Origin of the sequence: Pseudomonas sp. 28 E 9 (genome assembly GCF_900004785.1) — a bacterium.
GTDB lineage: Bacteria > Pseudomonadota > Gammaproteobacteria > Pseudomonadales > Pseudomonadaceae > Aquipseudomonas > Aquipseudomonas orientalis_A.
This window is the reverse complement of record NZ_CVTK01000057.1, coordinates 92,522-116,195: the sequence shown is the minus strand read 5'-3', so window position 1 is coordinate 116,195 and position 23,674 is coordinate 92,522. Positions and strand designations below refer to the sequence as shown.

General features: G+C 53.6%; 25 protein-coding genes, 1 tRNA gene and 2 pseudogenes. 15 read left to right on the top strand and 13 right to left on the bottom strand.

Annotated features, from left to right (window positions below; translation table 11 throughout):
* Positions 1 to 2: 2 nt before the first annotated feature.
* Positions 3 to 1,052 (bottom strand): tRNA preQ1(34) S-adenosylmethionine ribosyltransferase-isomerase QueA, encoded by a 1,050-nt coding sequence (gene queA / locus BFQ00_RS25295; protein WP_065935087.1) that lies wholly within the window; start codon positions 1,050 to 1,052, stop codon positions 3 to 5.
* A gap of 108 nt (positions 1,053 to 1,160) precedes the next feature.
* Here queA and BFQ00_RS25290 point away from each other — a divergent pair.
* Positions 1,161 to 1,245, top strand: a tRNA-Leu gene (locus BFQ00_RS25290).
* 165 nt (positions 1,246 to 1,410) lie between these two features.
* Here the strand turns inward: BFQ00_RS25290 and BFQ00_RS25285 are convergent.
* On the bottom strand, positions 1,411 to 1,719 hold the full coding sequence (locus BFQ00_RS25285; RefSeq protein ID WP_065935086.1) for a DUF3077 domain-containing protein: 309 nt from the start codon (positions 1,717 to 1,719) through the stop codon (positions 1,411 to 1,413).
* Positions 1,720 to 2,217: 498 nt separating this feature from the next.
* Between BFQ00_RS25285 and BFQ00_RS25280 the strand changes: the two genes are divergently transcribed.
* On the top strand, positions 2,218 to 2,511 hold the full coding sequence (locus BFQ00_RS25280) for a hypothetical protein (RefSeq protein WP_065935085.1): 294 nt from the start codon (positions 2,218 to 2,220) through the stop codon (positions 2,509 to 2,511).
* Between the two features lie 1,029 nt (positions 2,512 to 3,540).
* Here the strand turns inward: BFQ00_RS25280 and BFQ00_RS25275 are convergent.
* Both BFQ00_RS25275 and BFQ00_RS25270 read right to left on the bottom strand, forming a co-directional pair.
* On the bottom strand, positions 3,541 to 4,410 hold the full coding sequence (locus tag BFQ00_RS25275) for a TIR domain-containing protein (RefSeq protein ID WP_065935084.1): 870 nt from the start codon (positions 4,408 to 4,410) through the stop codon (positions 3,541 to 3,543).
* A 314-nt stretch (positions 4,411 to 4,724) separates the two neighbouring features.
* Entirely contained in the window at positions 4,725 to 4,997 is a 273-nt protein-coding gene (locus BFQ00_RS25270; protein WP_065935083.1) for a DUF3077 domain-containing protein, read from the bottom strand.
* Positions 4,998 to 5,440: 443 nt separating this feature from the next.
* Between BFQ00_RS25270 and BFQ00_RS25265 the strand changes: the two genes are divergently transcribed.
* The 3 genes from BFQ00_RS25265 (at position 5,441) to BFQ00_RS29460 (ending at position 8,685) form a co-directional block, all read left to right on the top strand.
* Entirely contained in the window at positions 5,441 to 6,412 is a 972-nt protein-coding gene (locus BFQ00_RS25265) for a DUF4238 domain-containing protein (RefSeq protein WP_065935082.1), read from the top strand.
* 246 nt (positions 6,413 to 6,658) lie between these two features.
* Positions 6,659 to 7,690 carry a DGQHR domain-containing protein gene (locus BFQ00_RS25260; RefSeq protein WP_083227432.1) on the top strand — a complete coding sequence of 344 codons (1,032 nt, stop codon included), beginning with the start codon at positions 6,659 to 6,661 and terminating at the stop codon, positions 7,688 to 7,690.
* Between the two features lie 5 nt (positions 7,691 to 7,695).
* On the top strand, positions 7,696 to 8,685 hold the full coding sequence (locus tag BFQ00_RS29460) for a hypothetical protein (RefSeq protein ID WP_139115007.1): 990 nt from the start codon (positions 7,696 to 7,698) through the stop codon (positions 8,683 to 8,685).
* 314 nt (positions 8,686 to 8,999) lie between these two features.
* Here BFQ00_RS29460 and BFQ00_RS28725 read toward each other — a convergent pair whose 3' ends face one another.
* Positions 9,000 to 9,833 (bottom strand): DUF4393 domain-containing protein, encoded by an 834-nt coding sequence (locus BFQ00_RS28725; RefSeq protein WP_083227431.1) that lies wholly within the window; start codon positions 9,831 to 9,833, stop codon positions 9,000 to 9,002.
* Between the two features lie 468 nt (positions 9,834 to 10,301).
* Here BFQ00_RS28725 and BFQ00_RS25255 point away from each other — a divergent pair.
* Positions 10,302 to 12,658: pseudogene (locus tag BFQ00_RS25255) on the top strand (FdhF/YdeP family oxidoreductase).
* 100 nt (positions 12,659 to 12,758) lie between these two features.
* On the opposite strand, the gene BFQ00_RS25250 reads toward BFQ00_RS25255, so the two are convergent.
* Positions 12,759 to 13,562, bottom strand: a complete 804-nt coding sequence (locus BFQ00_RS25250; protein ID WP_065935080.1) for an NAD(P)H-dependent oxidoreductase — start codon at positions 13,560 to 13,562, stop codon at positions 12,759 to 12,761.
* Positions 13,559 to 14,485: a DMT family transporter gene (locus BFQ00_RS25245; RefSeq protein WP_218188833.1), complete on the bottom strand. Its 927-nt coding sequence runs from the start codon at positions 14,483 to 14,485 to the stop codon at positions 13,559 to 13,561. The genes BFQ00_RS25250 and BFQ00_RS25245 overlap by 4 nt, the downstream gene beginning before the upstream one ends.
* 36 nt (positions 14,486 to 14,521) lie before the next feature.
* On the opposite strand from BFQ00_RS25245, the gene BFQ00_RS25240 reads away from it, so the two are divergent.
* The 3 genes from BFQ00_RS25240 to BFQ00_RS25230 all read left to right on the top strand — a co-directional run bounded on the left by BFQ00_RS25240 (position 14,522) and on the right by BFQ00_RS25230 (position 16,444).
* Positions 14,522 to 15,556: a LysR substrate-binding domain-containing protein gene (locus tag BFQ00_RS25240; protein ID WP_256537727.1), complete on the top strand. Its 1,035-nt coding sequence runs from the start codon at positions 14,522 to 14,524 to the stop codon at positions 15,554 to 15,556.
* Between the two features lie 92 nt (positions 15,557 to 15,648).
* Complete coding sequence (locus BFQ00_RS25235) at positions 15,649 to 15,972, top strand: hypothetical protein (protein ID WP_065885101.1); 324 nt, start codon at positions 15,649 to 15,651, stop codon at positions 15,970 to 15,972.
* Positions 15,973 to 16,069: 97 nt separating this feature from the next.
* Positions 16,070 to 16,444 (top strand): cupin domain-containing protein, encoded by a 375-nt coding sequence (locus BFQ00_RS25230; protein WP_065935078.1) that lies wholly within the window; start codon positions 16,070 to 16,072, stop codon positions 16,442 to 16,444.
* A 143-nt stretch (positions 16,445 to 16,587) separates the two neighbouring features.
* Here the strand turns inward: BFQ00_RS25230 and BFQ00_RS25225 are convergent, their stop codons facing one another.
* Positions 16,588 to 16,872, bottom strand: coding sequence for a hypothetical protein (locus BFQ00_RS25225; protein WP_065885099.1), 285 nt, complete (start codon positions 16,870 to 16,872; stop codon positions 16,588 to 16,590).
* A 30-nt stretch (positions 16,873 to 16,902) separates the two neighbouring features.
* Entirely contained in the window at positions 16,903 to 17,799 is an 897-nt protein-coding gene (locus BFQ00_RS25220; protein ID WP_065935077.1) for a hypothetical protein, read from the bottom strand.
* 218 nt (positions 17,800 to 18,017) lie between these two features.
* Between BFQ00_RS25220 and BFQ00_RS25215 the strand changes: the two genes are divergently transcribed.
* Positions 18,018 to 18,347, top strand: coding sequence for a hypothetical protein (locus BFQ00_RS25215; RefSeq protein WP_065935076.1), 330 nt, complete (start codon positions 18,018 to 18,020; stop codon positions 18,345 to 18,347).
* Between the two features lie 7 nt (positions 18,348 to 18,354).
* Here the strand turns inward: BFQ00_RS25215 and BFQ00_RS25210 are convergent, their stop codons facing one another.
* Complete coding sequence (locus BFQ00_RS25210) at positions 18,355 to 18,990, bottom strand: LysE family translocator (protein ID WP_065935075.1); 636 nt, start codon at positions 18,988 to 18,990, stop codon at positions 18,355 to 18,357.
* A 125-nt stretch (positions 18,991 to 19,115) separates the two neighbouring features.
* On the opposite strand from BFQ00_RS25210, the gene BFQ00_RS25205 reads away from it, so the two are divergent.
* Positions 19,116 to 19,487 carry a PH domain-containing protein gene (locus tag BFQ00_RS25205; RefSeq protein WP_065892390.1) on the top strand — a complete coding sequence of 124 codons (372 nt, stop codon included), beginning with the start codon at positions 19,116 to 19,118 and terminating at the stop codon, positions 19,485 to 19,487.
* Positions 19,488 to 19,610: 123 nt separating this feature from the next.
* Here BFQ00_RS25205 and BFQ00_RS25200 read toward each other — a convergent pair whose 3' ends face one another.
* Positions 19,611 to 20,186 (bottom strand): PIN domain-containing protein, encoded by a 576-nt coding sequence (locus tag BFQ00_RS25200; protein WP_065935074.1) that lies wholly within the window; start codon positions 20,184 to 20,186, stop codon positions 19,611 to 19,613.
* Positions 20,183 to 20,653, bottom strand: a complete 471-nt coding sequence (locus tag BFQ00_RS25195) for a helix-turn-helix domain-containing protein (RefSeq protein ID WP_065892392.1) — start codon at positions 20,651 to 20,653, stop codon at positions 20,183 to 20,185. Before BFQ00_RS25195 ends, BFQ00_RS25200 begins: the two co-directional genes overlap by 4 nt.
* Before the next feature lie 186 nt (positions 20,654 to 20,839).
* On the opposite strand from BFQ00_RS25195, the pseudogene BFQ00_RS25190 reads away from it, so the two are divergent.
* From BFQ00_RS25190 to BFQ00_RS25180, 3 genes and pseudogenes are all read left to right on the top strand, one after another.
* Positions 20,840 to 21,697: pseudogene (locus BFQ00_RS25190) on the top strand (S-type pyocin domain-containing protein); the annotation flags it as partial.
* Positions 21,698 to 21,780: 83 nt separating this feature from the next.
* On the top strand, positions 21,781 to 22,068 hold the full coding sequence (locus tag BFQ00_RS25185; RefSeq protein ID WP_065885092.1) for a colicin E3-like toxin immunity protein: 288 nt from the start codon (positions 21,781 to 21,783) through the stop codon (positions 22,066 to 22,068).
* Positions 22,069 to 22,213: 145 nt separating this feature from the next.
* Positions 22,214 to 22,573 (top strand): hypothetical protein, encoded by a 360-nt coding sequence (locus BFQ00_RS25180; RefSeq protein ID WP_347400886.1) that lies wholly within the window; start codon positions 22,214 to 22,216, stop codon positions 22,571 to 22,573.
* A 26-nt stretch (positions 22,574 to 22,599) separates the two neighbouring features.
* Here BFQ00_RS25180 and BFQ00_RS25175 read toward each other — a convergent pair whose 3' ends face one another.
* Positions 22,600 to 22,974, bottom strand: coding sequence for a c-type cytochrome (locus tag BFQ00_RS25175; RefSeq protein WP_065935072.1), 375 nt, complete (start codon positions 22,972 to 22,974; stop codon positions 22,600 to 22,602).
* A 174-nt stretch (positions 22,975 to 23,148) separates the two neighbouring features.
* On the opposite strand from BFQ00_RS25175, the gene BFQ00_RS25170 reads away from it, so the two are divergent.
* Positions 23,149 to 23,529, top strand: a complete 381-nt coding sequence (locus BFQ00_RS25170; RefSeq protein WP_065885090.1) for a response regulator — start codon at positions 23,149 to 23,151, stop codon at positions 23,527 to 23,529.
* Positions 23,530 to 23,674: the final 145 nt, after the last annotated feature.

The following is a 23,674-nucleotide window of genomic DNA, read 5'->3' as shown; positions in this document are numbered from 1 at the left end:
ACTCATAGTTGTTCCTCTGGGCCGCGCGGCGCCGGGTTGCGGGTGATAAACATCGCATCACCGTAGCTGAAAAAGCGGTACTCGTTGGCGATGGCCGCTTGATAAGCCGCCATGGTTTCCGGGTAACCGGCAAAGGCCGACACCAGCATCAACAGCGTGGATTCCGGCAAATGAAAATTGGTGACCAGGCAATCGACCACATGGAACGGCCGGCCCGGGAAAATAAAGATATCGGTGTCGCCACTGAACGGCTTGAGCACGCCATCGCGCGCCGCGCTCTCCAGCGAACGCACGCTGGTCGTACCCACCGCCACCACCCGCCCGCCGCGCGCCTTGCACGCGTTAACCGCATCCACCACGTCTTGGCTGACTTCCAGCCACTCGCTGTGCATATGATGGTCTTCAATGTTTTCCACACGCACCGGCTGAAACGTCCCGGCCCCCACGTGCAGGGTCACATAGGCGCTTTCGACGCCCTTGGCGGCGATTGCATCCAGCAGCGGCTGGTCGAAATGCAACCCGGCCGTCGGCGCCGCCACAGCACCGAGGCGCTGGGAGTACACCGTCTGATAACGCTCGCGGTCCGCGTCTTCGTCGGGGCGGTCTATATAAGGAGGCAACGGCATATGGCCGACACGCTCCAACAGCGGCAACACCTCTTCGGCAAACCTGAGCTCGAACAACGCATCATGCCGCGCGACCATCTCGGCCTCACCACCGCCATCGATCAGGATGCTCGACCCCGGTTTCGGCGACTTGCTGGAGCGCACATGGGCCAGCACACGATGGCTGTCCAGCACCCTTTCCACCAGAATTTCCAGCTTGCCGCCGGAAGCTTTTTGGCCAAACAGCCGCGCCGGAATCACCCGGGTATTGTTAAACACCATCAAATCGCCCGGGCGCAAATGCTCAAGCAAATCAGTGAATTGACGGTGTGCGAGGGCACCGCTCGGCCCGTCCAGGGTCAGCAGTCGACTGGCGCGACGCTCGGCCAACGGGTGGCGAGCAATCAGCGAATCAGGGAGCTCAAAAGTAAAGTCAGCAACGCGCATGATGGGGTTCGTCTAGCAGGGCCGGGAAGTCTAGCGGAAATAGTCAAAATTGACCATGAAACGTGATTGACCAACGGTAATCACCTCTCTATACTTCGCCGCCATTGAGCCCTGATGGCGGAATTGGTAGACGCGGCGGATTCAAAATCCGTTTTCGAAAGAAGTGGGAGTTCGATTCTCCCTCGGGGCACCATCTTAAAAAAAGACCTTGAAATTCAAGGTCTTTTTTTTCGTCTGTAGGAAAGTGGGCGACAGCTGATTCATTGCTTGCCACCCATTACCGACCTGAAACACGATCCAAATGTGGGAGCTGGCTTGCCTGCGATTGCGCCAGCCCCTACACCCTCAAACCACCTGCCTACACACCAACCGAATCCCCCTCCTCCGTCACCCCATTCGGCAACATTCCATTGGCCAAATCATCCACCACTGCCTTCGCCATCTCGCCCAAATAATGTGCTGCCCAGGCAAAACGATCCGCGCCCGTATCCATCGCTGCATCCAATGCCAACAATTTGGAACAGTGCAGAAGTTCGGAGGCATGCTCCAGGGCGTCGCGAATAGGTACGCCGGAATTGACGCGGAATAGACGGTGGAGGTTGGGCTGTTTGCCGCAGGTGGAAAAGGTGATGACGCCGAGGGTTTTGTTGAGGGGTGGGTTGATCATTGGGCACCTCCGATCTGAGCGGTGGTGGCGACGATGCTGCTGCGTGGGTACGACCTATCAGAAACGCTCATTGACTTAACTCCTACTGTAGAGAAGAGCCGCCACGTTCGTTTCCAGACGAATGGGTGGCAGCTATGCGCAGGCTGGAAAACCGGGACAATAGGAACCTGGCAGACCCGAAGGCCTCCCGCGCACAGCCGCCATAACTCGGATATGCTGGCACAAAAACACCAGCAATCGTGATAAATAGTGGCACCTGTGCGCTATTGTTCCACGGGTTTCCAGGCCCGGTCGCGGTATTCACCGCGACGAATTAGGAAGGTAGCGCGGTAATGCAAAGATCAAAACCCTTGGTTTGTAGCTAGAAATTTCAGCTAAAAATTGAGCTCCACTACCATTTTATTGTATAACCTGATGCGAAGGAGAACTCATTAAGTTGCCGTGTCGTACGTCCCTTACAATGCATGCGAAGCTAATATAGAAACCATAGAGCGCACCATGCCAATTAAGCTAACTAAATTCGATGTCGCCGAACGACAGCTTTTTCTTGCGATCCGCTTATTTTTTAGAGAAGAAGCCCCCATTTCCATTCATACTCTTTCGAAAGCTGCATCTCAGATTCCTTACGATATCGGTTCAAGCCTTGGCGCAAAAAGCATTTTAAGAGATACGGATTTCATCCGAAATGAAAGGATGCGTGAATGGCATCAACTACTTTTCAAGTCACGGAATTTTTTTTCAAGCACGCAGATAGGGATCGCAACGACACTCATAATTTCGATGAAGTTTTAAATCACTTCTCCTTAATCGACGCTAGCAACATGCACAAACTCATAAATAAAAGCTGGACATCTAAGTCTTACATGCTCAACACTTGGTTCTCTTTTACCCATGAAGGCTTATTAGTCACCGACTCAGAATACTCAAAGAAAATATCAGAATTAAAAGCTCTGCACTCAACTCCCAGCACAAATGAAAAATCCCTCTACGAGGACGTAATTAACCTAACCAGAAAAAACGGCAAGCTACTACCACAAACGTCACTACTCTTGGGCCTGCCTGAATAACGACAGAGGTGTAGGAATGTCTATTGGATCATGTACAACATGGGAATGCATTAACAGCTTTGCGAACTGGCTTTCCGCATGCGGCACTATACTCATCACAGGCTTTGCGCTTTGGTTATCTGTTCGAGACAGGCGCATCAGTTTAAAATCATCTCTAACCCTTGGCTTAGTACCATCAGCTAACGCAAATATACTTAATAGGCCCGTATTTGCACTATCCTTTACCAATATAGGAATTAGGCCTGTCACGATTACAAGCCACTGCTGGAAACTCCCTTTCACTAAAGGATTTGTATTTCTCCATCCTTACTTAGATATTGAAACTGGAAGGCTATGCTCCAAGCTTCCTATGGATTTAACGGATGGGAAGGAAGGGTATGCATTTTATCCAGACAACTTTTTTTCAAAACTTGAAAACCCTCAAGCCTTTTTATTTCCCGAAAATCGATACATCGCTTGGCTACGAATATTTTTCTTCAGAGTTTACATCATAACCACCGTAGGCACTCGCTCCTCCGTCAGGATATCACGCTCCGTTAGAACCTCTCTTTGGCGAGAATACAAAGAAACACACCTACCCCGTATCAATTAAATGAGAGCAAAGGGGACGGATTTATTTCCAGGAAATAAATCCGTCCCCTTTTCGCTCAAATGAATCCGTCCCCTTTTACTGCGCAGGGACCCCGGCGGTTTCAGCGCTGCGGACAAATGCATTAGCATCAATCCTCACCTGCGGGTGGCAATTCGCAGACGCTTATGACCGCATAACTTTATTCCAGTCTATTTCATGGCCGGCTTCTTGAAGCTCGCGGCCCAGAGCTTGCTTCCAATTACCTTCCAGCGACTCATACACGACGCCTGCGTAATCGCTCGGTATTTCTAAAACGCCTCGTTTGAGCGCGCAAACCTTTCCTCGCCCAAGACGACCGATGAAATAACCCAGCTCCAAGATAACGTTTTGGCGGGCTCGTGGCTCAGGCGTACCACCTTTCAGACAGCCCTCATCATCCGGGGTAAGTAGTACGACTGCAAAGCCCACGTCTCCGTGGGCTTCGACCTTCTCAATAACTGTTCGGCCTTGATTAGCTTGTTCGTGCAAGATGACCGCTTCGAAACCTACCTTCTCAAGAAAGCGAGCCACCATCTCTCGGGAGCCATCGTCATGGCCATGAACCACAAAAACTCGACGCGATAACTCTTCTGCATGTGGACCACCCTTCAGCGTGGTCTGGTGTTCATGCTCATAATCAGCAAGGTCTTCCTTTAGTACTCGCTGCCCCTGTCGAAGGAGCTCAATACACCTTCCAATGTTTTTGCCGATACGCCCTGAATAGTCTATTGGCGTACCGGTAGTCCGAAAGCGCGGGTAGATAGCTAGAACGGCTGCGGATTGAAGATCCTTGTAGGTAGATGTGTCTTCGCCAAAGCACCTTACGAGCGTGTCTTTGATCGCCACTTCCAGCCCTTTTAGCTCTGCAGTAGGGCCATTACGCACAGAATTCAGATCGAATGCTTCAAGTTCGGAGATACGATCATTTAGCCTATCGATCCCTCGAGTGATTTTCTGCTGAGAGATATTGAGTTTGGGCGCGGTAGGTGCTGCTGGGGGTTGAACTCGGGCCATCGAAGAAGCACTCCTTTGTGAGATGAAGGCCAGTATCACATACCGGGCAATTTGCCAGCACCTACAAGCGTGTATCCCTATTTGTATCCCTAACCAAAAAAAACTCACTACAGACCACGAATTATATGAAATGCTCTAGTCTCCCTCGGGCACCATTTTAAAAAAAGACCTTAAAATTCAAGGTCTTTTTTTCCGTCTGTAGAAAAGTGGGTGGCCGACTGTCTATAGCTCACCACCACTTTCAACCTGAAACACGGTCCCCTGTGGGGCTTGAACTGCGAAGACGCCAGCCCCAACACCCTCAAACCATTGCCTTACACAGTGCCCCGTTCACCCTCCTCCGCCACCCCATTCGGCAACATCCCATTCGCCAAATCATCCAACGCTGCCTTCGCCATCTCGCCCAGATAATGCGCCGCCCAGGCATAGCGATCCGCGCTGTTATCCATCGCTGCATCCAATACCAGCATTTTGGAACAGTGCAGAAGCTCGGAGGCATGTTCCAGGGCATCACGGATGGGTACGCCGGAATTGACACGGAATAGGCGATGAAGGTTGGGCTGTTTGCCGCAAGTGGAAAAGGTGATGACGCCGAGGGTTTTGTTGAGGGGTGGGTTGTGGGATTGCGAGAGTACGACTGATCAGAAACGCTCATTGATAAGCTCCTAAATAAGTGAGCCTATTGTTTTCGGATTATCAGGTCCGGTCGCTGGATTGGAAGCGACGGTGGAAGGTAGCGCAGGAGCGGTTGGGGCTGGGAGGCCGGATCTGTGGCGAAAGGTGTCAGGCAGGCAAAATCGGGGTTGGGCGAGCGTTGGCGGAAACAACATCGTGCTCAGCCCCTCCTATCAGCCTACCGGGTAAGGGGATACTCCGGCGGCCGCTTTCAGCCATAAGCAGACGGTGGACACAATGACGGCAAATGGGTAGCGTCATCGATACTGCTTTCGAATGTAGAAGGCCACAGGGCGTCTGGGCCACGTCTCATTCTCTGCGCCACCTCTAAGTACACCACGAGAGCACAGCTGAGATGACGATCGCAAAAGTTCAGCACTACGTGCCGCAATTTCTCATGCGGAACTTCGGTAACGGAAAGAAAGATCAGGTCTGGGTCTATGACAAGTCCTCGAATCGAAGCTTTCCTTCAAACACAAAGAATCTTGCCAGTGAAAATCGGTTCTACGACTTTGAGTATCAAGGCCAGTCTCTATCTATCGAGCCGTGGCTCTCTGAATTAGAAGGGCATGCCAAATTAGTGATCAGCACGATCCTCGATGCTGACTCGCTCTCTAGCCTTACGGATGAGCAAAAGCACATCTTGGCCTCATTCCTTGCGGTACAACTCACCAGAACCAAGACCTTTCGCGAGGAGTGGAATGCGTTCCCCAGAATGGTGAGGGATCACTTCGAGCAGAATGGCGATCAAATTGCGCCTGGGTCACAGGCAGAAGAGCTTCTTCGCGATATTCCGGAGAGCGATTCGAAGGAACAGACCGCAAGGATTGTCTTCAGCGCCCCCTCAATTTACGCAGATCACTTTCTAGCCAAGGACTGGGTTCTCGCTGCGACATCAAGACAACATCCATTCCTTCTAAGCGATAATCCGTTAACGCGTCAGAACATGATTGATCGGGCTCTCCGAGGGAACCTTGGACTGACGACTCCAGGTATTGAGATCTACCTTCCACTTTCGCCTACTCGTGCTCTGGCAATGTGGTGCCCTACTCTGGCCGATCTTGTTCACCTTGGCGCACGGTCACTGGTTGCCACGCGAAGAGCGGAAGATAGAGCTGATCCCGAGGGAATCGTTGCCATGAGCGATTCCCTTTTGAGTGGCGAGCCAGTGCAGTACTCAGTTGCTAATGTTGAGAATTTCAACTCCCTGCAGATTGCATGGAGCGAGCGCTATATCTTTTCCACGTCCAACGACTTCAACCTAGCGCAAACAATGCTCGCGGAATATCCGAATCTTAGACAAGGCCCACGTTCAACAGTGGCTTAACATGCTGATTCATAACCTTTTTATTCAAAAGTCGTCCGATGCGCTAGGCATGATGGACGCCTGTTTTGTCAGACGTTATGAATGTCCGCTACGGGTTGGTTTCAGCCGACGGCGACAGGCAGAAATCGGCCAAAAGTAGCCAGTGGGACGCGTCTACAAAAATGACGTGTGATTCAAAATAGCTTTCGCAGAGCAGACCAAAATGCCATGATTGGACGAATTCTACGTTAGGGGCAAGGTAGCATCATGGCAGTGCAAACAAGGACAAAACAAACTCCGACAATAAACACTCCGGACGAGTTACCTAACCTAGGTGAGCGAGTTAGATACTCGATGAGCTTTGTTACTCAAGGGAGGCATCGCTTCTACACGCTGACCATGCCTTCCGATGTACTAGCCAACTGCTGTTTTGCCACAAATAGAGAGGAAGACCCCGTTGAAGGATTTCAGCGTGTCCTAGATGATAAGCGGGCACAAGAAATTGCTGACTACATGGACATGGGGTTTGGTACCATTCCGAGCTCAATTATTTTGTCCGCACAACCAGATGCCCTATTAGAAGACGTTGGTAGAGGTAAAACTCTGGAGTTCACCTTTTCAAAACATTCATTCCTAATTATCGATGGCCAGCATCGCGTTTTTGGCTTTGCCAAAGCGAATACCAAGCTCAGAGTTCCAGTTGTTATCTATAACGGCCTTTCAAAGCAGGAAGAGTCAAGGCTGTTTATAGATATCAATACAAAGCAGCGCCCGGTGCCTAATGAGCTATTGCTAGACATCAAAAAACTCGCCAACTTTGAAGACGATAAGGAAATAATTTTAGGAGATCTGTTCGATACTTTCAATTCCGAGCAAGACAGTCCTCTTCTAGGACTTTTGAGCCCATCACAAAGATCTAGCGGCAAGTTAAGCAGGGTAACTTTTTACGCCGCAGTAAAGCCTGTTTTAACTGCATTTGCGACCAATTCAGCATCAATAATATATCCCGCACTGAAAAGCTATATAAAAGTATTTTATAGTGGTCTCTCCTCAATTGGCGCGAGAAGTTCAATAGTCAACCCTGTAGTATTCAGAGCGATATTTGAAGTATTTCCGGAAATAGCCCAGCGTGTTATGGATCGTCACGGAGCAAACTTCAAGGAAGAAGCTTTCAAAGATATAATGATTAATATGTTTTCGCGCATTAAGCCAGCAGTGCTAATTAAGCCGCCGAGATCTCACAAAGAACTCGCTATGGATTTGTCAAAAGCCTTGAAATCTGGCTTCATCATCGGTTGACAGTTATGCGAAAGGATTTCATAGCAAGTGCATTTGCAGATGGCGTAAGGCTAAATTGGGCGACATCCATTAATAATGTATGTAAGCCAGAATTTACAAGTGTTGAAGACTGGCTGTTAAGGGGTAACTATACGTGGCAGGCTAGCGCCCCCAAGTTTATAACTTTAGGTCACTCAAATAAGCAAACAGGTTTTACAGAAGCTTTGGCGAGCGAGACATCTCGTTTTAGCTGTGCCGCTTATGAGTCCCTTCTAGATGCCGAGCCGTCGGAGACCTCATCAAAATCACTTGGCTGGCAATGTATTCGTCACTATTACGCGACGTTCTATATTGCTCATGCCTTATTAAGAATTACCGGATCCTCATTGACATACGTTTCCACAACTACTGCCAGCACTATGAATAAAATTGGCGGTCAGTATCTGGGTGTTTCACCACAGATGGCCAGCGGTCTCTACAGATTAAAACGAGATGATTCGGATCAAAATTTGATTCTTCTTCAACAAATGTCTTCTGGCGGAGGATCACACCAAGACATGTGGAGAGTGTTTTTACAACTTATGATTGAAATTGAAGATTCAATCTTGAAATCATTAGGCCCCATACCTTCAGCAATGCATGCAATATCAGTATCTGAAGGCATTAGAAGAGCGTTATGTCGACAAGGTCACAATGATGGCGGATGGACCTCAACAGTTAGAAATGCGATAAATTATCGCCAGGAATATGGTTTGTGGTACCCATATACAAAAAAATCACCATACTACCTGCAAGCGTCTAGCAGGCTTCGAAGATGGAAACCAAGTGATCCGAGAGGCTTTGATTTACAGCATACTGGTAACGAGGTAGATGGACTTGCTGATATATGCGCCTTCTTAAGTCATCTACTCATTTCCATATTAAAAGATATCTCCGCAAGAGCACCTGATTCTAGAGCTTGTTTTGTGGATAGAGGGGCATTCAAGTTTCTCAGACAGCATTCAATAAGCTTTTAATCGGGCTAGATTTGATTTTAAAAAGCTAGGAGGCGGATAGTCTACATATATATCCCGGACTTGAACCATTTTTTTGATGTTGTGAAAAGCAAGTTGTCGTCAAAGCCAATTTCTAAACACCCTCCACGATAGCAGATGAATTTCTCGACGTTTTTCATCTCGCTATCGCCTGCATACTTGCAGTTCTCCGAGACAGCCATCAAAATTATTCAGCAGTCGGCTGAATTTCCACCCATTCTTAGACGTTTTCGACTGGCTCCTTTTGGCTGAAAGCTGCCGATTGCGAATCGGTAGTAATCGGCAACTCGAGTTGTCTACACAAATCCTGGGGTGTCGGTCGGCGAGGCTTTTAGTTTAATACAGGCATCTAGAAACAAGCTCCCCAACGGAGAGATTTTAACGCCGCCGCGAATTACTCTAGCTTCATATTCGGTTTTTTCTGAAATACCGAGGAGTATTTTTTGGGTTTCTTCGCCACTTTCCAATCTACTATACCCATTAGAATCGTGTAAGCCATATACAGGCAGAATTTCTACAAGCCCCAGACGCCGCAAATTGTCTATGTAGTAAGGGCTCATGTTAGGTAGTTCGCACTGCGCATCATCACCAAGGAAATTTATTAATATTGTATGGTCGTATCCTGCGTTGCTTTCTTTGACTTCTGCTCGAATAGTTATTATTGGGAAAGCATTTCGGCCTAAAAACAATTTCATTATTTTTGCTTCATCAGCCGTCATCTGGCGAATTATCTCAACGAATGCAGGATGAGAAGATTCTGCTGTTGCTTTATCCATGGCTGCGGCCAAAAGATTGGCATACAAATCACTAAGTGCATCTTCATTACCAATGTATCGAAGGGCATCCAATGCGGGCCCTGCTACATTAAGCTTAGGCGGTATTATATTTTCAACCGGTGTATCCTTAAGCTTTTCCGCTACTTTTGTCGTTACAAATTTACTGAGTTGATCATAACCCCAAACTAGAGTGCTAAGAGGTGATAATGCGATATTCACCGTCTTAGCTACAGTGTGTAATCCTTTCCCGATCTCTCGAACCGAGGGCTGCAGCAAGTCTTGATAAATTGGAACTTCTTTGACTAGGCCTGTGACTGCATCAATCGTGCTTTTGACATTCCCTGAATCGGACATATATTTCTCCCAGTGTTCATATGAGTAACGATTGTGCCATGCGTGCGCGGAATACGCACCGCTACATCCTTTTCCCTTTCAGTTATACAACTTGCGAGCAGTTGTCTTGAGTGAGCGTCCGCTTTTGGCCGAAAGCTGCCCTTGACTAAGGGAAGCAGCTTTATAGCTGCGCAGTTTTCTCCCATTTCGGCGTCCCGCGCTGCGATACATGCGATAACCAGTTGATTCATAACGAGATATGGGGTCGCGTAACTGCAACGCTCGCAGGAAAAAAGGAGACGGGTTTATTTCTGGGAAACTGTTTCAAGTGAAATTGAGTTTCGTCTGAACAGCTCGCCCCTTGACTGAACCTCCCACCCATCCACCTGGTCAGCAACGCTCGTCGATCAAGCCGAATACCCCCTGCGCGTATGCATCACAACCATACGCACCACGCCTCCACGGCCTTCAACAGGGAGAACCCACCCAATGTCTGAACCCAAAAATCCCCAGCTCCAAGGCTCCCAGTCCGACGGCTCCGCCGCCGGCGGCTGGCCTGCCCTAAACGCCGTCAACAAACACCTGCTCCACCAGCACGTCCTGCTCAAAGGCAACCGTACCCTGCTGTCCATGAACAAGCCGGACGGTTTCGACTGCCCCAGCTGTGCCTGGCCAGACCCAAAAAAGCCGCACACCTTTGAATACTGTGAGAACGGTGCCAAGGCACTGGCGTGGGAGTCGACCAAAAAACGCGTCACGCCGGAGTTCTTCGCTGAACATAAGGTCAGTGAGTTGGCAACCTGAAGCGATCACGACCTGGAAGATCAGGGCCGTATCACCGAGCCGATGCGCTATGACGCTGGCAGCGACAAATACCTGCCCGTCAGTTGGGATGAGGCTTCGCCGAGATCGGGCAGGAGCTGCGCCAGTTGAGCGCCCCGTGGAAGCTGGAGTTGTACACCTCGGGGCGTACCTCGAACGAGGCGGCGTTTTTGTATCAGTTGTTTGGTCGCCTGTATGGCATGGCTAACTTTCCTGACTGCTCAAACATGTGCCACGAGACCACCAGCGTGGCGCTTCCCGAGTCGATCGGCGTAGGCAAAGGCACCACGACGCTGGAAGACTTCGAGAACGCCGACGCCATTTTCATCTTCGGTCAGAACCCCGGGACTAACAGCCCGCGCATGATGTCGGAGCTGCATGCCGCCGCACGCCGTGGCGCGAGCATCATCTCGTTCAACCCGTTGCGCGAAAAGGCGCTGGTGCGGTTTGCATCACCGCAGGACCCGCGCGACATGCTCAGTCGCAGCGGCGTGAAGATCAGCTCCCAGTACCATCAGGTCCGAATCGGCGGCGAGATGATTGCCGTGCAGGGCATCTGCAAAGCGGTGATTGAAGCGGACGATGCGGCTCAGCGTGAGGGACTGCCCCGTGTGCTGGACGTCGCCTTCATCGACGAGCACACCCACGGCCTTGAGCCGTTCGCCGATTACTGCCGAAAGTTGCCGTGGGCAATCATCGAGCGTCATTCGGGCCTGACGCGTCAGGCGCTGGAGGATGTGGCGGCGGTGTATATGCGGTCGGAGCGGGTGATCTGTTGCTGGGGCATGGGCATTACTCAACACAAGCGCGGTGGCGACGCGATGCGGCAGATCATTAATCTGCTGCTGTTGCGCGGCAACATCGGCAAGCTGGGCGCGGGGGCTTGCCCGATTCGCGGCCACTCCAATGTGCAGGGTGACCGCACCATGGGCATCTACGAAAAAGCCGGCGAGCCGTTCCTGACCAGCATGAGCAAGGTGTTTGGTTTCGAGGCGTCCCGCAAAGGCGGGCATGATGTGGCCGAAGCCTGTGAAACGCTGCTGCGCGGCGAGGTCGAAGCGTTTATTTCCATGGGCGGCAATTTCTTCCGGGCCATCCCGGATATCGATGTGGTCTGCCCGACCGTCAAGCGCTTGAAAATGACCGTGCTGGTCAATACCAAACTCAACCGCAGTGCAACGGTCCATGGCCAGAAAGCGTTTCTGCTGCCGTGCATCGCCCGCTCGGAGCTGGACATGCAGAACGGTATGGCGCAAACCGTGACGGTCGAAGACTCGATGTCGATGGTGCACGGCTCCACCGGCATGCTGGAACCTGCGTCGAAACACCTGATCTCCGAAGTGGCGATCATCGCCGGTATCGCCAAGGCGACGCTTGCGCCCAACCCTAAGGTGAATTGGGACAGCTACGTGAACGATTACGCGCGCATTCGCGACAAGATCGAAGCCGTGCTGCCCGAGCAGTTTTATGACTTCAATCAGCGCATCAAGGAGCCGGGAGGGTTCCGCCTGCCCAACGGCGCCAGCGAGCGCAAGTGGAACACCGCGTCAGGCAAGGCCAACTTCCTGTTTCCTGCAGGGGTTTTTGACGAGGACGACACGCCACCGGGTGCGGATCATCTGCAGTTGATGACGATCCGCAGCCATGACCAGTTCAATACCACGGTGTATTCCAACGATGACCGTTACCGCGGTATCTACGGCGACCGCATGGTGGTGATGCTCAACCCGCAGGACATCGAGCGTCTGGGGCTCAAGGCCGGGGATTATGTCGAGTTCCAGACGGCGCTGGACGTGACAACGCCGCGTCGTGCGCCCGGCTTCAAAGTCATCCCCTTCGACGTCCCGCAAGGCTGTTGCGCCGCGTACTACCCGGAAACCAACGGCTTGCTGCCACTGGCGAGTCGGGATAGCCGCAGTAACACACCGGCGGCAAAATCCATCCCGGTGAACCTGGTGCGGATGAATCCAGAGGAGACGCAAGTGGCTTTGCAGCGACGCGGGTTGATTGCGGCGGCTAGTTAGGGCTCGTGGTACAGCGTTGTGATCGTTCCCACGCGTGGGAACGATCACAAACCCTCAGCTATCGCATTGGATATTTTTCCGGTGCCGGCCAGCATGAGCGCTAGATTTTGGACTTAGGCTGCCCTGAGAAACGGGATGCAGCCTGTTCAAAACTCTGTCCTGCACGTGGATTCCACTGCACACCCGAGCGGGCTTCAATCCCGGGTTTCAGCTGCTGGTTGTCGTCATAGTCTTCACGGGGATGAAAAAACAGCGGCTGCACCGCTTCCAAGCTTCGCAAGTAGTCAGCATATGAGTTCAGATATTGCTGACGTTCGCCATCGCTGAGCTGCGCCGGCATCCATGCAGCAAACGGCGGAAGAACGGTGAAACCGGTATAAGCCAAAATGCCGTTATGAATAGGCCAGAGTACGTGATGCAAGTCGCCATCAATGCCAGCAGGTGTATAAAGACTGCTTGCGGTGCCTGTGGTCAGGCAAAGCATGGCCCTCTTTCCCTTGAGTAGGCCTGATCCATACTTGTGCCCCGATGAGTACGCGAACCCGCGACTTAACACCCGGTCTACCCAGCCTTTCAGAATGGCCGGCATCGAAAACCACCACACAGGAAACTGAAAAATCACCAGGTCAGCCCACATGACTTTCGCTTGCTCAGTTTTGACGTCGTCGGCGTGAGCGTTGTTTGCAAACGCATGTTCTTGCTCGCGGGGAAGATCGAGATAGTCAGGATCGGCGCGATTATCGGGGAAGTCGCCCGTGCCCAGCTCAGCCTTCCAATTCATCGCATAAAGATCGCTCACCTGAACCGGGTGACCGAGTTCGCGCAGCGTTTCAACAGCTACGTCCTTCAAGGCGCCGTTGAAAGAGCGTGGTTCCGGGTGCGCCAATACGATTAACGTCTTCATAGCTGCATCTTCTCCTTGCGATTTTTCGGTGTTGGGTAAGGTCTATCGCCCCGATTCTGTCCGACCGCTTTGCTGAGACTCACCACGAGCAGGCCGACAATAGTCAGGCTTGCGCCCAGCAGAAACCCGATGCTTGTCTGCTCTTTGAGCCACAGATAACCCATCAGTACGCCAAATAGCGGACTCATGAAGGCCAGCACTCCCAGGCGAGCCGCGAGGTAGCGACGAAGCATCCAGAACCAGATCAAATAGCTTGCCACTGACACGATCAATGTCTGGAAAACCAGGCTGGCCACTGCGCCGGTTGAAAAGCTCATTGCGCTTTGGCCCGCTAGCAAGCTCAAAGGCAGCAGAAGGAGAAAGGCCCCTGCCAGTTGGTAAAACAGGGTCTGGGTTGCGGGTGCTTCACTCAGGCGACTGATACGCACGGCTACCGTCGTAAATCCCCAGGCAGCGCCCGCGCACAAGCCCAGCAGGTCACCCAGCAGACTGTTTGCGTTGGTGGTTTGAATGGCTGTCCCATCGCGTGGCATCAGGAAGGTGATGGCAATGCCTGCGAACGCCAGCGACATACCCAACCACTGAATCGCGCTAAGACGCTCCTCCGGCAGGCGTAGGTGCAGACCAATGGCGGCGAATAAGGGCGCCGTATAAAGGAAAACCGCCATATGCGAAGCACTTGTCCAGCGTAACCCTTGCGCGATGAACAGAAATTCACCCGCGAACAGAACGGCCACGACTAACCCGGAGCGGCACCAGACGCCGGGTAACCACACCTCCCGCATGATCGATTTGCCGATCAGCCAGACCAAGGCTGCAGCGACTCCGGAGCGAACGGCAACCTGCATGAGCGGTGCTATGTCACCGGCAACCGCCTTGATTGCCACCTGCTGGGCACCCCAGATGAGGCACAGCAACACCATTACCGCCGTGGCAGCCCCATCGACTGACTTCCTCACTTGTCGGCACCTTTTATCATTGATTTGGACAACAACTTATTCCTCACTCGGCTGGCCAAACAGCCGATGGCGAAATTCGATTGTGGGAAAGTACGCAAGCCGCTACAAATCATATGTTTTCGATCTATAGAAGAGAAAAACTACGCCATGAGAGCTGATACGCCCCTCAGGGGCATCGCATGCTTTGACGCGGTCATGCGCACCGGCAGCGTCAGCCTTGCTGCAAGCCAGTTGTTCGTAACGCCGGGAGCGGTAGGGCAACAGATTCGCAAGCTGGAAGGTTGGCTGGGAACGCCATTGTTCATACGCAATGTGCGCAGGCTGCAACCCACGGCGCAGGCGCTGAGCTACTGGGAGCAGGTCAAGCCGGCGCTTCGCCAGCTGGAGACAGCCAACCTGGCCGTGCGGGGTCTTAGAGACAGGCAGGTACGGTTAAGCTTGCCGCCGGCGTTCGCTAACTCTTGGTTCGCGAAGCGGATGCCGTTGTTCATGGAGCGGCATCCAGAGGTGCAACTGCACTTGAGCGCATCCACCGATAACGTGGATTTCAATGACGCTACCTGCGACCTGGCGGTGCGGCATTTCGATGGACATAGCAGTGACGTGAGCGCAAAACTGCTCTTGCCAGACGAGGTCAGGGTCTATTCCAGCCCGGCGTACCGCGAACGGCTCCAGTTGCATAGCCTTGATTGTTTGCCGGGAGCCACCTTGATCTATACGACGTCTCATGCTCACTGGTCTCAATGGCTATCATTCGTCAGTATGTCCCCCGATAGCTTTTCCAGCAGCCTCAAGTTCGATCAGTCTGAGTTGGCAATCGACGCGGCGCGCCGCGATCAAGGTTTAGTGCTCACCAGCCCTTGGCTGGTTGAGGAAGATGTAGAAAGAGGCCTTCTCGTACCTGTCTTTGACGCTGTACTGAAGACTGGCAAAGGCTATTATTTGGTTCAGGCCAAAGATGTGGTGCTGGGTGAGGCAGCACAGCTGTTGCGCCGGTGGCTTTGCGACGTAGCGCAGCGCGTTCAAAAAAATTGATAATTTGAAGTCCAGGAAGAATAAATCCGTCCTCTTTCCGGGGTTTCGATTGCGTCCAACGGATCTTTCGACGAAGTCGAAATAGGAAAATCATGGCATTCATTGCTACCTGCGTTGCGTCCCTGTTTTTTTGGGTTGTTGTTTCAGCACTCACAGGAACCAAGGAACCTTGGGACCTGGCCAGTTATTGGACCCTCATCTATCCCGCCGCGCTTGCTCTGTCAGCGCTGCTTGGAGCCGTGCTGAAAAGCGCCCAGTGGTCCGCAGGCGCCGTCGTAATGCTTGCTCAGATCCCGGTGATGTTGGTTACCTCTGGTGCTTCCCCGTTGCTGGGTGTTGGCATCCTGTATGCGGCTATTCTCTCAATTCCGGCCATAGCGCTTTCCTGGCTAGCCGGCAAAGTACGGCAGGCTTGAACTCAGAACAGCGCGATGACGCCTATTGCATGATCGTTCAAGCCCTGCGCCATTCTTCTGGCTAACCTGACTGTCCTCACCGACTCGAGTATCCGTCATGGCTCAGCCTCCCGCCTCCCCCATAAACCTCGCCCAAAAAGCCTCCCTCATCGAACAACAATGGAGCCCACGGGTCGTCGCCGAAATGAACGACTACCAGTTCAAGGTAGTGCGCATCGAAGGCGAATTTATCTGGCATTCCCACCCCGAAACCGACGAGGCATTCCTGGTACTGGAAGGCACGCTGCGTATCGACCTTGCCGACGGCCCGATCTATGTGGCGCCAGGCGAACTGTATGTGGTGCCTCGCGGCGTAGAGCACCGCACGGCCGCCGAAGGCGAAGCCAAGCTGATGATGATCGAGCCACGGGGCATTTTGAACACCGGTCATGAAGGTGGGGACCGAACCGCCTTGAATGATCAGTGGATTTGACGACTGGCTTTCATCAAGCTCAAAGGCGCCGTCAGCCGTTATCACAGCGACCTTTACCTGAGGGATGGCGACACTTGCACCACGTATCGCATAAGCCTCGAACAAGTTGAAACCCGACCGCCCTTGCCGAGCGGTCGGTAAGCTTATTTCAACAGGGCGATCAGCGCGCACACCAGCGTGATCGCTAGCGCCGGCCATTGCATGGGCATGAAAAAGAAGTGATGGCGCACGCCGTCGGCGTGAACCTTTCGATTCAATACAAAGCCCAGCACAACGTTGATCGCCGAGCCCATCCCGAACCCCATCAACACTTGCATGAGCGAGGTATTGCCGGGCTTGACGCTCGGATCCGGCCACAGCCACATCAACAGCAGCACCATCGCCACGGGTGTAAATAAGGTGAGCCAGCCTGCACCGCGATAAATCATCGTTCAGTCCTCATCCTTAATGCTGCCGGCTCACGCCAGCTCGCGGGTTTGTTCTTCGACCGCCAATACCGCATCAAGGGTGTTGAGGAACAGGTCGTGGCTCAGGATGCCGGTGGCGATGGTCGACAAGACAGCTGTGCCGCTCTCGTCCTTGATCACCACTTTTTCGGTCCAGGCGTTGAGGTCCACGGTGCGCAGCGAAGACATCGGCACTGTGCGGCCCTGGTATTGCAGGAACGCGCGGCTGACCACAATCGGCGTGGTGGTGATTTTCAGGAAGTTGCCGCTCATGCGCTTGCCCCAGACCTGCCCCGAGCTGATGCAATTGAATGTCACCGCCCCACCCGTTTCCAGCGTCGCGATCACCGCCGGCATGCGCGCGCGTACATGCAGCTCGCGCACCAACTGCTGGAATTGGTAAAAGCCCTTGAGGGTTTCAATCACTCGGTGAAAAGGCTCCGACGCGTTACGGCGATAGGCCAGGTTGGTGATCATGCCGGTCATCACGGTTTGCCCGGAGCCAAACAGGTACAGGTCTTCGATGTCGGTAAAGGCAGTGTAGTCGTGCTGGTCGTTGATGAAGCGCTCGATGCCGTGCTCATACACGTTGTAACGCGGCGCGCGCAGTTTTCTGTGCCAGGCGTAGCCGGCAAACACGCCCAACGCGAGAACGGCGAGCAAGGCGCTGGTGAAGTAGATTACGGTTTGGGGGCTGCTGAAACTGAATGACAGGCCGCGCGAAGTCTGGCCGACGACGGGGCCGTTACTGCCCGCCGGCAGGATGGTGCCCAGGTACAGCACAAACACTGCGAGCCCCAGCAACACGACGCCAAATATCAAACTGAAGATCAGGAAACCCTTGCCGTGGCGGAAACTGGCGATCAATTCGCCGGTGGCGGATGGCGTTTGGGCGGAGGATGACTGCATGGGTGTTTGCGTCCTTGTAGTGGGTTAGGTCTTGCACCCTATCCTTCTGGTGACCGGGTGCAGTTGGCACGGCGAGTTGGAACATGGCTAATTAATATCGTTCCTTGACCAGAGAACAGTACGGCTGCGCAAGCCAACCGGTTCACACTATGGGGTCTTTTTTTTCCCGTGCAGAACAGTGATCATCGCCCTCCCCCAAAACCGCAGGAACCAAAACCATGGAATTGACGCTGGAAGCGGTTGCGCTTTATGCACTGAAGCTGGTGCACGAGACGGACGGCGGCAGCCCGGTTTTGCGCGATGATCCGATGATGGAGGCGTACGACCGCGAGGTGTTTGGGTTGTTGGTGCGCCAGGGGGATTTGGCGGGGATTCAGGTGAAGCTTGATGAGTGCCTCACCTCAGCGCTCGAATCACTGGGCGGCGCCACTACCGTGATGGGGCGAGAGCTGCAACGGCTTGCGCTGGATATGCGCCAAGCGCCGACGCTGGAGGCCTTCAATGCTCCCCTCAATGCACTCAAGGATTACCTGAACGCCATCCTGTAACCTGCGACTACCGCCGCCCTTCCACCGCCATCCGCACCGCCAGCCCCATCAGCACCGAGCCCATCAGCCAGCGCTGCACCACCTGCCAACCCGGTCGGGTGACGAAAAACACCGCGATGGACCCCGCCAGCGTGGCAATCACCGCATTGACGCTGACGCTGATGAATATCTGCGTGAAGCCCAGCACCAGGGATTGCATCAGCACACTGCCATGGCCGTTCGGGTCGATGAACTGAGGCAGCAACGACAAATACATCACCGCCACCTTGGGGTTCAGCAGGTTGGTCACCAGGCCCATGGTGAACAGTTTGCGCGGGCTGTCCTGGGGCAGGCTTTGCACCTGGAACGGCGAACGGCCACCCGGCTTGACCGCCTGCCAGGCCAGATAAGCCAGGTACAGCGCCCCGCCAAATCGCAGCGCGTCATAGGCAAAGGGCACCGCCATCACCAACGCGGTAATCCCCAAGGCCGCGCACAGCATGTAAACCAGAAACCCCAACGCCACGCCGCCCAGGGAGATAAACCCGGCGACGCGCCCCTGGCAGATCGACCGTGAGATGAGGTAAATCATGTTCGGGCCGGGCGTCAGCACCATGCCCAGGGATATCAGCGCATAGGCAAGCCACTTGGACAGTTCGGGCATGATTTGGCTCCTGCAACGCTGTAGGGTTGGACGCCATGGTAGGGCGTTCAAACTGCGCGCGTCAGATACAGATCCGCGCGCAAAACGTCATACACCGAGCGCACCATTCACCCGAGGGCAGGCACATGATTGATTTCAACAACAAAGGCTTCTTCAAGCTCAAACAGAACAACGAATACGCCGAACGCGTGGCGGCATTGCTGCTCGATGGCGAGGAAGTGGTGGATGCGTACAAGGCCATGCGCGACGGCGTGGTGTTCACCACCCAGCGCATTATCGCGGTGAATGTGCAGGGAATTACCGGCAGCAAGAAGGATTTTACGTCGCTGCCGTACAAAAACATCGTGGCGTATTCGGTAGAAACGTCGGGGACGTTTGATCTGGATTCGGAGCTGGAGATTTACTTTTCGTCGTTGGGCAAGGTGAAGTTTGAATTTACCGGGAAGACGTCGATTGTCGAGATTTCACGGTTGATTTCAAAGCATCTGCTGACTTGATCAGCGGACAAAAGAGACCTCGGTGTGCCAAGGTCTTTTTTACTACCTATACGGTTCGGCTACTGCATCCCGATCAAAAAAATGTGGGGTTTGCTCGTGAACGGTGCCCCATGAAGTCTAAAACTACAGCATCACCTCATAACGCCCCAGCACCTTACTCGTCTGCACCAGCCCTTGACGCATCAACATCTCCAGATAACTCTGCGTATCCATTGGCGGCCGCTTCAACGCTCGCCTCTGCTTCTGTGCCGCGGCCAGTACTGCTGCCTGATCCAAATCCCAAAGATCCGAGATAAAGTCATCCGGGTGCATTGGCTCAATGTCATAAGCAGCCAGGATATGCGATGGGAAGTCTTTCAAGTTGAACGTAACGATGACCTCCGCCTTACTACGAATCGCCGCCGCCAGTACGTGACGATCATCAGGATCGGGCAAATCCAGGCTCGAACATAACTCCTCATACCCTGTCACCAGCCCGTCGGGTATAGCCTTGTCCATCATCGTTGAAGTGTTATCCACTTGCTCCGAAGTAAGGTCGGGGCGATTTTTTAGCACATTGCGCTTCCACTCTTCATGGATCTGGCTGGTCCATCGCGCTCGATACAGACCAGACAATCCCAGCCACATCAACAGATCCCGGAGTGCTGCCGGGTAAAGAACACAAGCATCGTATACCGCAGTGAACGGCGAACACCTCATAGGTCATACCCCATGCCTAGCTCCTGAGCCTGCCGTACCAACGCCTCCATCGCCTCTTGGCTTTCTGCATCGCGCTGCTGTTTAAACGCCATCAAATCTGAAAACCGGATACGCCGATGGCGACCCGTCTTCGTAAAAGGAATGGCGCCTTCTTCCAGCATCTTCACCAGGTGCGGGCGTGAAACGTTGAGCAGGTCGGCAGCTTCCTGGGAGGTCAACTCAGCATGGACGGGTACAACCTTGACGGCATTGCCCAGCGCCAGCTCACCCAAAATATCAACCAGCAGACGTAGCGCGGATGTGGGGAGTACAAGGGAGTGGGGTTTGTCTTCTTTGTCGAAGATATCGATGCGCTGAGTGTCGAATTTGGTCGACAGCAATGAGGCCAATTCGCGCTGGCCCTGAACGGCGGCTTCGACTTCCTTTTCCAGCGGAGGAATTGTTTTAGGGAGGTGCGGGGTGATCATGATGCTGCTCCGTCGTCACGTAGTTCAATTGGGTTCAAGCTAAACGAAACAAACGAAAATCGCAATATTCGAAACCCGCTCAAGTGACTGTCTACTTTTCCCACACCCACCGTCGAACACTGCCAATTCCAGCCCCGTGATATCCCCCCGTAGGCTCACTCCCTCGCACAAGGAAGTGAGCCGGTCATGTCAGAACGTTCTTATCCACCTACTGAAGAAGCGCTACGCAGACAGCGAATCCTGACACCGCAACCGTCGCGGGCACCCTATTCGCCGGCGATTGATCTATACGAACCCTTCCCTGCCCCAGCCCCCACGCCGGCAAAACCTGTCGGCTGCGTCTTTATCAAGCCCTGCCAATTGCCGGACGGCTTCACCCGCTACGCAGACCCCACCGGTTATGTCCCGCTGGAGTTAGTCAAGGAGTACGCCCATTTAAGCCTCTTGGGCGGGCGCGAGGTGGACGGACGAGGCGCGGTGGCCTTGCGCAAGATCGGCGGCAGCGCGTTGCCCGCTGGCTTGGGGCAGTTGGCGTTGCGCTCTGCAGTGTGGGAATCGGCGGCGACTGCCTTCGGGTCTGTCGCCGGTGGCCTGTTGGCCGGTTTGGTGGCGCTGGCCTGGCCGTCTGAGATGGGTGATAGCGCGCTCTACGGTGAGGAGCAGTTGCGCTCGATGGCGCGGGCGCGGTCGCAGATGCGTTTGCATGTCGAACAACGCGAGGACGGTACGCTCAAGGGGTATGGGTTTTACACCGGCAATAATCCGAGCTGGCAGATGATCGATGTGGTGCAGTTCCAAGCCCGCGGCGAGCAGTTTGCGGCGGATTTGGGTGAGGGAGTCGAGTTGATCTGGACGCCTGCGGTTGATCCCAGTGACACGCTGGGAATTCCAGCCTTGGAGGCTGCGCCGCAAGCGCCGGTGATCTGGATTTACCCGCCGACGGAGAAGGCCGCGCAGATTCTGGTGAACCCGATTTATCCGCCGCAGTATCGGGATTTTATTCTGGTGTTCCCGGTGGAATCGGGCGTTCAGCCGCTGCATCTAGGGTCATTTGATCCCTATACCGGCGAGCGGCGGGGGCCGGCGAAAGATGAAAGACGTATAGAAAAGTAAGTGGAGCGTTCTCTATGGCAATGAAACTACGGCTGCAATGGTTCAACAAACAAACAGAAAATTTGGAGGCAGCTGAATACTCAGCAGACTTTGAGGAAGACGACAGCATTCTTAACAAACTCGATTTACACGAGGAACCGCAAATTTATTCTGGAGGGTTTGATGTTCTCCCAAGCTGGATAGCGATTCTTCAGCCACATTTCCGGCGGGTGATAGAGCCAGATATTTTCGACTTCCAGATTTCTTTTCACTATCAAGGCGCCTGGCCACCGCCCCCGAAGCAGTCGAACAAGGAATCGTGATGCAATGAGACCTACCCTGCAAAAGCCTCTCCTCTACCGCTCCTTCAACTCTAGAACCCACGGTGTGCGTCACGGCAGCTGTCGCGCTTATCGGTATGAACGGAACACAAAAAGTGAAAGAAACACCTTGGCAAATCGAGGTTCCATGCACAGTCACCTACGACACGGCTTTGATTACTCACCGCTATTTCGGTTTCTCCTGTCCAAAGTCGGCCACCCATGGAGCAAGGTTTTCAGCGAAGCCAACGCCCGCCTGGATCGTCCGGAGCCGGTGTTCTGGATGGTTGCGCTGCATGAAAGCGACAAGGAGGAGTATGTGAGAACGGATGAAAACAGCTATTACAGCGGCTTGTGGGTGGACGAGGCCGGCCTGTTACAGAAGGTCAACCCGCAATTGACGCCCGAGCTTATGGAACCCTTTTACGACTGCTGCACCCATACCTTCAACGGTGTGGTATTCGCACAGGCTTTACACAGGGTTGAGAACGTAACGCCTGAAGGCTAGCCATACGTCGGCAACCCTCTACGTCATCACTCGTGCTGAAACGTCTCAAGATACGCCAATATATTTTCAATCTTCTCCGGATCACTGATGCCCCAGAAAATCATCCGCGTCCCTTTCACAACCGATTTCGGATCTTCAATGTAGGCCGCCAGTTTGTCCCGGGTCCAGACCACTCCCGAGGTCTTCATCGCCTCCGAATACTGATAGTCCGCCGTGGTGCCGGCAGGTCGATCAATGATGCCGTTCAGTTGCGGCCCAAAACCGCCACGGGCGCCTTCGCCAATGCTGTGGCAACCGCCGCAGGTCTTGGCGAAGAGCTTGCCGCCCGCTTCCGCATCGCCGGCGGCGGTAGCCTGGCCGGTGGTCAGCATCAGGGCGAGGGTCAACCAGGCATACTTCATCGGACAGCTCCGCGTCGAGTGTTGATGCCAATTATGCCTGTTTACACAGCAATGCCCTCAGCCACGTTCCTGCACACCGCCAAACGACCACCCATCGTTTAAAAAACATCCAATCGAACCTATGCCTGCAGCCTCCACTCAACCCTACTGAACCCTGATGGTGGAGTAAGGATCATGGCTCGGCCATCGATTTTAGTATTGGAAGACGACGAAATCATTCGGGCGTTAATGGTGGATGTGCTGGAGGACTTCGGCGCGTCGGTGACGTCGTTCCCTTCAGCGGACGACGGGATGATTTATCTGGAACGGGGCGATGACCCCGTGGACCTGATTGTCAGCGATATTCAAATGCCGGGTTTGCTCAATGGCTTTGACCTGAGCAAGGTGGTGGCGCACCGCTGGCCGACGGTGCAGGTGGTGCTGACGTCCGGCAACGCCCATCTGGCGGCACAATTGGGCGGCTCGGTGCGATTCCTGCCCAAGCCCTGGAGCACCCAGCATCTGATTGACTGCGTGCAAACAGCGCTGAATCAGCAGGGTTTGGCTATGCATTGATAGCGTCGCAATATCACCTTGAGCGAACTTCCCGGTGAAACCATCGGTCCATTGATGACGCAAGGAGCGACATTTCTGATCCGTTAGTCAGCCTTTTCGCCTTGCGCGTTTAGTTACAGACTGCGAGTTGTGTAGAATCGTCGCC

Bases quoted from the DNA above. Each gene is read 5' to 3' on its own strand.
- queA (WP_065935087.1), bottom strand. From the start codon at position 1,052: ATGCGCGTTGCTGACTTTACTTTTGAGCTCCCTGATTCGCTGATTGCT.
- BFQ00_RS25235 (WP_065885101.1), top strand. From the start codon at position 15,649: ATGGCATTCATTGCTACCTGCGTTGCGTCCCTGTTTTTTTGGGTTGTT.
- BFQ00_RS25275 (WP_065935084.1), bottom strand. From the start codon at position 4,410: ATGGCCCGAGTTCAACCCCCAGCAGCACCTACCGCGCCCAAACTCAAT.
- BFQ00_RS25195 (WP_065892392.1), bottom strand. From the start codon at position 20,653: ATGATCACCCCGCACCTCCCTAAAACAATTCCTCCGCTGGAAAAGGAA.
- BFQ00_RS25225 (WP_065885099.1), bottom strand. From the start codon at position 16,872: ATGATTTATCGCGGTGCAGGCTGGCTCACCTTATTTACACCCGTGGCG.
- BFQ00_RS25245 (WP_218188833.1), bottom strand. From the start codon at position 14,485: ATGGTGTTGCTGTGCCTCATCTGGGGTGCCCAGCAGGTGGCAATCAAG.
- BFQ00_RS25285 (WP_065935086.1), bottom strand. From the start codon at position 1,719: ATGATCAACCCACCCCTCAACAAAACCCTCGGCGTCATCACCTTTTCC.
- BFQ00_RS25230 (WP_065935078.1), top strand. From the start codon at position 16,070: ATGGCTCAGCCTCCCGCCTCCCCCATAAACCTCGCCCAAAAAGCCTCC.
- BFQ00_RS25180 (WP_347400886.1), top strand. From the start codon at position 22,214: ATGCACAGTCACCTACGACACGGCTTTGATTACTCACCGCTATTTCGG.
- BFQ00_RS25215 (WP_065935076.1), top strand. From the start codon at position 18,018: ATGGAATTGACGCTGGAAGCGGTTGCGCTTTATGCACTGAAGCTGGTG.
- BFQ00_RS29460 (WP_139115007.1), top strand. From the start codon at position 7,696: ATGCGAAAGGATTTCATAGCAAGTGCATTTGCAGATGGCGTAAGGCTA.
- BFQ00_RS25210 (WP_065935075.1), bottom strand. From the start codon at position 18,990: ATGCCCGAACTGTCCAAGTGGCTTGCCTATGCGCTGATATCCCTGGGC.
- BFQ00_RS25185 (WP_065885092.1), top strand. From the start codon at position 21,781: ATGGCAATGAAACTACGGCTGCAATGGTTCAACAAACAAACAGAAAAT.
- BFQ00_RS25250 (WP_065935080.1), bottom strand. From the start codon at position 13,562: ATGAAGACGTTAATCGTATTGGCGCACCCGGAACCACGCTCTTTCAAC.
- BFQ00_RS25220 (WP_065935077.1), bottom strand. From the start codon at position 17,799: ATGCAGTCATCCTCCGCCCAAACGCCATCCGCCACCGGCGAATTGATC.
- BFQ00_RS25265 (WP_065935082.1), top strand. From the start codon at position 5,441: ATGACGATCGCAAAAGTTCAGCACTACGTGCCGCAATTTCTCATGCGG.
- BFQ00_RS25170 (WP_065885090.1), top strand. From the start codon at position 23,149: ATGGCTCGGCCATCGATTTTAGTATTGGAAGACGACGAAATCATTCGG.
- BFQ00_RS25175 (WP_065935072.1), bottom strand. From the start codon at position 22,974: ATGAAGTATGCCTGGTTGACCCTCGCCCTGATGCTGACCACCGGCCAG.
- BFQ00_RS25200 (WP_065935074.1), bottom strand. From the start codon at position 20,186: ATGAGGTGTTCGCCGTTCACTGCGGTATACGATGCTTGTGTTCTTTAC.
- BFQ00_RS25260 (WP_083227432.1), top strand. From the start codon at position 6,659: ATGGCAGTGCAAACAAGGACAAAACAAACTCCGACAATAAACACTCCG.
- BFQ00_RS28725 (WP_083227431.1), bottom strand. From the start codon at position 9,833: ATGTCCGATTCAGGGAATGTCAAAAGCACGATTGATGCAGTCACAGGC.
- BFQ00_RS25280 (WP_065935085.1), top strand. From the start codon at position 2,218: ATGCCAATTAAGCTAACTAAATTCGATGTCGCCGAACGACAGCTTTTT.
- BFQ00_RS25205 (WP_065892390.1), top strand. From the start codon at position 19,116: ATGATTGATTTCAACAACAAAGGCTTCTTCAAGCTCAAACAGAACAAC.